The sequence below is a fragment of the Streptomyces spongiae genome (assembly GCF_009377185.1).
Taxonomy (GTDB): Bacteria; Actinomycetota; Actinomycetes; order Streptomycetales; family Streptomycetaceae; genus Streptomyces; species Streptomyces spongiae.
This window is the reverse complement of record NZ_VJZC01000697.1, coordinates 1-4712: the sequence shown is the minus strand read 5'-3', so window position 1 is coordinate 4712 and position 4712 is coordinate 1. Positions and strand designations below refer to the sequence as shown.

Genomic DNA, 4712 nt, shown 5'->3' with positions numbered 1-4712 from the left:
CCGGCCCCGCCCCTCGGGCTGCGCGCCCTCACGGGCGAGACCCCCCGTCTCCAGGTGCTGCCCTTCGCCGACGGTGATCAACTGCTGCTCTACACCGACGGGGTCACCGAGGCCCGCGACCACGGCCGCGCGTTCTACCCGCTCGCCGACGGCCTGGCACGCCACGTCTCCGACGAGCCGGCCCGCACCCGCACCGCACTCCACGACGAACTGCTGGCCCATGTGGGCGGCCGGCTGCACGACGACGCGGCGCTGCTGCTGCTCCGCAAGCCGGCCGCCCAGTCGGCCGCCCTGCCGGAGGACCTGGTGGAGGCGTGGCGCTGACGCCGTCCCGTGCTTACTTGCCGCAGAACTCCGCCTCGATCACCTCCTTGGCTTCGCCCGCAAACATGGCGTTGAAGTCGAGAGCCAGGGCATGGCGGCCGTCGCGGGTGGTGAACGCCGCCGCCGAGGAGCCGTGGGCGTCACCGCCGTGACCCCAGACCACTTTGCCGCAGCCCAGCTCGAAGCGGTACAGGCCGAGGCCGTAAGTCATTCTCGGTCGGTCAGGGCCATCGCCCTGCGGCTCGGTCGTCATCATCTCGGCGAGCTGTTCCTTCTCCAGCAGCCGGCCCGGGCGCAGCAGCGCCGTGTAGAAGCGGATCAGGTCGGCGGAGGTGGAGATCGCGTCGCCGGAGGCGCCCATCACCGAGGGGTTGTACTCCGTGACGTCGTGGATCGGTGCGGCGGGGTCCTTGCTGAACTTCGTGTAGCCCCTGCTGTGCGGCCGAGGCAGACGGGGGTCGGTGCCGGGTGAGCGGGTGCCTTTCAGGCCGAGCGGCTCGATGATGCGTTGGCGGATCTCCTCCTGGTACGTGTTGCCGGTGACCCTCTTGATGATCATGCCGGCCAGGATGTAGTTGGTGTTGGAGTACTTCCAGCCCCCGCCCGGAGCGAAGTCCGGCCCGTTCCGCATGGCCATGGCCACCATGGATTCGGCGGTCCAGGTGTCGTAGCGGTGGTCGAGGAACTCCTCGCTGAACACCCTCCGTTGGAACTCGGGGTCCTCGAGGACGTTGTAGATGCCGCTGGTGTGGTTGAGGAGCCGACGCAGTGAGATCTTGCTTCCGTCGTGGCCGTTGCCGTGCACCACGCCCGGGAGCCACTTCTCCACGCTGTCGTCCAGCGACAGCTCCCCCTCCGCTTCGAGTTGGAGCAGCACGGTCGCGATGAACGTCTTGGAGACGCTGCCCACGCGGTAGTGGTCGCGGGGGCCGGGTGGCTGTCCGGTCTTCAGGTTCCCCACGCCCGACGTGCCCGTCCACGTTCCGTGCTTGTCCTCGACCCGGGCCGTGACGCCCGGCACGCCGTCCGCGACGGCGGCGTCCATGGCCTCCCGCGTCGCGCTGTGGCCGGCCGTCGAGGTACGGGCCGTATCGGCCGGTACCGCGAACGCCGGGGCGGCCAGCGCCGCCGCCGCGGTCGCGGCCGTCGCCGCCGTCAGCCACGTCCGGACCCGTCTCCCGTGTACCGCCATGTCTCCCCCTTCGTGCCCTGTGATCATTTCGAGGGGGGAGACACGGGGCGCCCGCTTGAGGGTTGAGGCGCGGTACTGCGGTTGAGCCGGATTCAGCCAGTTCGTTCAGCCCTTGCGCAGGACCAGTTCCACGTTCCGGTCCTCCGACGATCCCGAGAGGTCCGTGCGGGAGCCCGGGGCGTTGAAGGAGAGTTCGCGGTACAGGGACGCGAGGCCCGTCTGGGAGAGGTCGTCGAAGTCCGTGGCGTGCGGGGCCGCCGACTCGACGAGCGTGGTGAACAGGGAGATCGTGCCGTCCTTGTTGTCCACCAGCTCGATGACACGGGCGAGTTGGGGGAAGTCGATGTGGGAGGCCGTCGAGATCTCCCAGAACGAGCCGCCCGAGGAGGAGTGCGGGGTGATCCGGTTGCGGTGGCTGTGGCCGTTGACCCAGGCGAGGACGTTGCGGTGACGGCCTAGGAGGGACAGGACCTCCTCGCCGCCGTGACGGGCCTCGCCGGGGTGGTTCGGGTCCTCGCGGAGGTTGCGCATCGTCTTGCTGGTGTGATGGCTGAAGACGATTGCGTACGACTCCTTGTGCTCCTTCAGCGTCCGCTCCAGCCACTTCAGCTGCGCCGTGCCGAGCGAACCCTCGTAGTGACCGCCGGGGTCGGTGGAGTCGAGGCTGATGCCGATGACGTCGTCGGCTATGCGGAAGGCGTAGTACTGGGTGCCGGCGTCCACGTTCGCCTGCGAGTAGCCGTGGCCGACCGGGCCGGGGCCGGTGTGGGCCGGGTCCAGGTGGGCCTTGAGGTACTCCAGCGGGGTGAAGGGGGCGCGGTTCTCGTCGGGGGTGACCGAACGCATCTCGCGGGCGTGGGCCTTGAGCATCGCCTTCCAGTCGGCGCCCCGGGGGTCGCCGCCCGTCTTGACGTTGTCCCAGATCGCCTGACCCGCCTGCTCGTCCAGCGTCATCAGCTTCTTGCCGCCGACCGCGAAGTCCGCGAAGAAGGAGTCGCCGGGGGCGTAGCAGCCGCCGGGCAGGGAGTCGTGGTTGCCGACCGTCGAGTACCAGGGCAGGTTCAGGCCGGGGCTGTTCACCTCGCGGATCGCGGCGTCGAGGAAGCCGTCGATGCGCGGGAAGCCGAGCTGCTTGTCGTTGTCGCGCAGGGCCGCGTCCGGCTGCCAGTACAGCTTCAGGTCGCTGTTCTGGACGCCCTCGTAGCGGCGCGGGTCACCGGAGTTGGGGGTGATGCGGCCGCCACTCATCGCCTTCAGGAACCAGTCCAGCTCGGTGCGCGAGTTGTTGTCGGTGTTGTCGCCCGTGGTCATGACGAAGTGGAGCGGGGAGCCGGTGACGGGGGCTCCCCGCAGCGCGTTGACCCGCTCGACGAGCGAGACCGCGCCCGCCACCGACAGCGCCTCCTGCGGACGCCAGGCGCTCGCGGTCTGGGCGCGCAGGTACTCGTACCGCAGCGGGTGCTGGACGTCCACCACGTGCAGGTCGGTGAACTGGACGAAGGCGGCGAGGGCGGTACGGCGGCTCTCGCGGCCCGACTTGGGGGCGGCGAGGTCCCCACGGACGACGCGCTTCCAGGCCGGGCCGTCGCCGAGCCGGCGGTAGCCGGAGCCGGAGCGGGGTGCGGCGACCGAGCCGAGGGTCGTGCCGCGGGTGTACGGAGCCAGGGGCGCGGCCGGAGCCTGGCGGGAGGACAGGGCGACCGCGGACGTGTCGGAGGCGGCCTTGGCGGAGGCTTCGGTTCCGGGGCGCAGGGCGAGGCCGACGCCCGCCGAGAGGGTCACGGCGCCTGTGGCGGCGAGGAAGGCACGACGGCCCGGAGCGGTGGCAGCGGCGGCGACAGAGCGTATGCGCGACATGCGCGTTTCTCCCCGAGTGCGAACGCATCAGCAGTGGTCGCGGACTGCTCGCAAACGCGAACGGCCCGCTCATACTGGATCGTTGGCACCGGGAATGACCTGTACGTTAACTGGGCGGCAACGGGCAGCGCCGATCACCGTACGTCGATCTTGGACCACCCTCCGCGTTCACCAGGGCTTCCCTAACGTAGAGGAGACCGAAGGGAGACGGTCACTCCGTGTTCACTTAACGGGGTACAGCACCTATCCCCGGGGAGCATCCGGCACCTGCTCGCTCAGGTGACCGGAGGGCGGGCGCTCGCGCCACAGGACGAGGCCGACGTCGACCAGGCCGACCCGTTCCAGGGAGGGGACGGTGTCCAGTGGGTGCCAGGCGGCCATGTCGGTGGAGCCGTTCGTCTCGTGGCGGAGGTCGCCGCCGGTGACGCGGGCCTCGTAGACGATCCGCAGGCCGTGGAAGTCGGCGACCGCGCCGAGGCGGCGCGGGTACTGGCGCTTGATGGAGTCCACGCCGAGCAGGGTGGTCGGCTCGACCGTGTACCCCGTCTCCTCGTCGACCTCGCGGACCACCGTGTCGTACGGGTCCTCGCCGTGGTCCATGCCGCCGCCCGGCAGCGTCCACCGCTTGCTGCCGTCGCCGGCCACCCAGCGGGCCAGCAGCACCTGCCCGTCCCGTACGCACACGGCGTACGCCGCCACTCTCAACTCCTCGCGCATGCACAGACGTTACACAGAGGGACGGACAACGGACGGGACGACGAAGGACCTTTCACGCTGCCGGCCGCCCGCGTCAGCCGCCGTCCTCGCACGTCAGGCCGCGTGCCTCGGTCAGTTCCTCGGTGACCAGGGCGCGTTCCCGGGCGATCTCCTTCTCCCCGGTGACCAGCAGGTCGGGCGTCGCCTCGTCGCGGTGGATGCCGACCAGGACGGGCTTGCCCTCGCCCAGGCGGGAGGCCTCGCTCTCGTCCACGGGGAACACGAGCTCGTCGTCACCCTTGGCCGACTTCTCCGGCTTGAAGTAGCGCTCGACGTCCAGGGTGACCCTGGACTGCCCGGTGCCGGGGACCGGTTCGAGGCCCGTGACGGTGCCCTCCGCGATGAGCCGGGAGCAGGCGATGTGCATCAGGTCGGTCAGTGACGCCGAGCCGTTCTGCGCCCCGGCGTCCGGCCTGCTCGCGCTCTTCTCCGACGCGCTGTCCGCGGTGCTCTGACTGACCCCGGCACCACCCTGCGAGACCAGCCACCCCAGCCCGACGACCACGAAGACGGCCATGGCGGCGAGGGTCCCGAAGGCGAGCGTGATCGCCGCGGGGCGGCGCCTCGGCGGGCGGGTACGGGC

Annotated in this window: 4 protein-coding genes and 1 pseudogene; 1 reads left to right on the top strand and 4 read right to left on the bottom strand. The window is 70.6% G+C overall.

Annotated features, from left to right (window positions below; genetic code table 11):
* Window positions 1-324 (top strand): SpoIIE family protein phosphatase (locus FNH08_RS44825; RefSeq protein WP_152777252.1); only part of this gene is annotated, 324 nt, incomplete at its 5' end.
* A 13-nt stretch (window positions 325-337) separates the two neighbouring features.
* Here FNH08_RS44825 and FNH08_RS44820 read toward each other — a convergent pair.
* From FNH08_RS44820 to FNH08_RS51305, 4 genes and pseudogenes are all read right to left on the bottom strand, one after another.
* The gene (locus FNH08_RS44820) at window positions 338-1516 is read right to left on the bottom strand and encodes a serine hydrolase domain-containing protein (RefSeq protein WP_152777251.1); all 1179 of its coding nucleotides are present in this window, start codon (window positions 1514-1516) and stop codon (window positions 338-340) included.
* A gap of 105 nt (window positions 1517-1621) precedes the next feature.
* Entirely contained in the window at window positions 1622-3373 is a 1752-nt protein-coding gene (locus FNH08_RS44815; protein WP_152777250.1) for a TIGR03767 family metallophosphoesterase, read from the bottom strand.
* A 243-nt stretch (window positions 3374-3616) separates the two neighbouring features.
* Window positions 3617-4090, bottom strand: coding sequence for an NUDIX hydrolase (locus tag FNH08_RS44810; RefSeq protein WP_152777249.1), 474 nt, complete (start codon window positions 4088-4090; stop codon window positions 3617-3619).
* 73 nt (window positions 4091-4163) lie between these two features.
* A pseudogene (locus tag FNH08_RS51305) lies at window positions 4164-4712 on the bottom strand (hypothetical protein); the annotation flags it as partial.

Coding starts and splice junctions, on each gene's coding strand:
- FNH08_RS44820 (WP_152777251.1), bottom strand. CDS start 1,516: ATGGCGGTACACGGGAGACGGGTCCGGACGTGGCTGACGGCGGCGACG.
- FNH08_RS44815 (WP_152777250.1), bottom strand. CDS start 3,373: ATGTCGCGCATACGCTCTGTCGCCGCCGCTGCCACCGCTCCGGGCCGT.
- FNH08_RS44810 (WP_152777249.1), bottom strand. CDS start 4,090: ATGCGCGAGGAGTTGAGAGTGGCGGCGTACGCCGTGTGCGTACGGGAC.